The sequence below is a fragment of the Kribbella sp. NPDC020701 genome (assembly GCF_055562215.1).
This window is the reverse complement of the sequence record NZ_JBVHFT010000060.1, coordinates 1-1,731: the sequence shown is the minus strand read 5'-3', so window position 1 is coordinate 1,731 and position 1,731 is coordinate 1. Positions and strand designations below refer to the sequence as shown.

General features: G+C 60.1%; 2 protein-coding genes. Both read left to right on the top strand.

The window, feature by feature from the left end; all coding sequences use genetic code 11:
* Window positions 1-992 (top strand): RHS repeat-associated core domain-containing protein (locus ACZ3HV_RS44500; RefSeq protein ID WP_465693943.1); only part of this gene is annotated, 992 nt, incomplete at its 5' end.
* A gap of 3 nt (window positions 993-995) precedes the next feature.
* Complete coding sequence (locus ACZ3HV_RS44495) at window positions 996-1,529, top strand: hypothetical protein (RefSeq protein ID WP_465693941.1); 534 nt, start codon at window positions 996-998, stop codon at window positions 1,527-1,529.
* The last annotated feature ends 202 nt before the right edge of the window (window positions 1,530-1,731 follow it).

The following is a 1,731-nucleotide window of genomic DNA, read 5'->3' as shown; positions in this document are numbered from 1 at the left end:
ACTCGGCCCGGTTCGACGGCGCCACCGGCACCTACGACATGGGATTCCGCGAATACAACCCCGGCCTCAACCGGTTCCTCAGCCGCGACATGTTCGACGGTGCCCTGACCGACATGGCGCTCGGCACGGACCCGTGGAATACCAACCGGTACATGTTCGGCGGCGGCAACCCGATCAGCCGCATCGAACTCGACGGCCACCTCAACGCCATCGATGATGGAGGCGGTAACGGCGGTACAACCCCCCGCCCCACCCCACCGCCCCAGCCGGATACGCAGACCGGACCGGGCGAGTCACCAGCTGACTGGATGCGCAGCCACCCGGATGCTGGGGGCGGCCTTGAGGTGAATCGTGAGGCCCTTGGGAACATTCTGAAGGACATCGGCTGGATGGGCCTTGGCGCCGTCGTAACCGCAGCTGGCGGCTCACTCACTGGTGGTGGCGCTGTTATCTGCGGTGGCACTGCCGGAGTCCTCTGTCCGGCTGGGGCGGTTGCGGTTGTCGGCGGCGTAGCGATCAGTGCAGCTGGCGCGGCAATCGCGGCGACTGGAGGGCAACGATTCGGAAGTGACTGGAGTCGTCTGCTCAGCGAGACTGGAGGATCAAGTTCTGGCGGCAGTAAGCTGTTCCCAAACCAGATGCCAGGCAGTTTGCCCGGCGAAGTCGCGGACGCTGAGCGGCTCGGCGTTAAGCCAATAACGCCGGCTTCAGCAGATTTTGACAATGTAATCAATTCTGGTCCGATTAAATGGGCGGTTCTCGAAGACGGCAGTCTCGCGGTTATCCCCAAGGAGGTGGCTGGCGTGGAATTGAAGCACTCTATATTGAGCGGTGGTCGTCCAGTGCAGGCTGCAGGTGAAGCGGATATCGCTGGCGGGAATGGGAATTACTTCGGGCTGGACATCAATAACAATAGTGGGCATTTTCGACCAACACCTGAGAGTACTCAAATCGGGATCGATGCATTCAGGTCTTTTGGAATCGGATTCTGATCAGTGGATTGGGACGATCTCGTCGTTCACAGTGCCGACCTGGAAGATTGGCTTTCACTCGAGCAGCCCACGGGTGACGAGCGTGCGAACTGGTGGCTAGGGTGGGTCCTAGTCTCCGTCGGAAAGGTCCAATCCGTTGTAGGTACTGGCGATATTCCCGATGCCGCGACTCTTGATCGAGTAGTTCGTGTCCTCAACGCGGCGACGGGTGAAGGGGCTGTCACCTCGGCGGATCGCGCGATCAGGCTGGCCAACTTGGCTGGCCTGATCGCGAGGGCAGGGGGGAGCGTTCGCTTCCCGCCCGATCTGCAGCCAGATGTCGCCATCCGCGAATGCCTGGAGTTGCTTCCACAAAACATTGCCGATGTGGAACTCGCTGCAAGTCGCTGGAAATCTCTGCCGATCGATGAGGCTCGGGTTCTGCGCAGAATTAAGAATTTGGTCGGTCCAATGATGAGACTAGCTCCGTACTTGGAAGATTGTGACCTCGCCGACAGGGTCGCGAGGTGGCGTGATATCTATCCGTATTTGCCGTAGGTTCGCCATACGGACGATCTGGGCGGGAATGTCGTGGGGATGACACAGAGCCGATGGATCTTCGGGTCCGAGTAGTGCGACTGGTAGACACGTTCAAGGTCACCACTGACGGCCTGGGCCGCACCACCCAGGTCCAGGAGCTCAAGACGGGAGTCGAGAGGGCGAAGACCGACTACACCTACGACCTCGACTCCAATGTGTT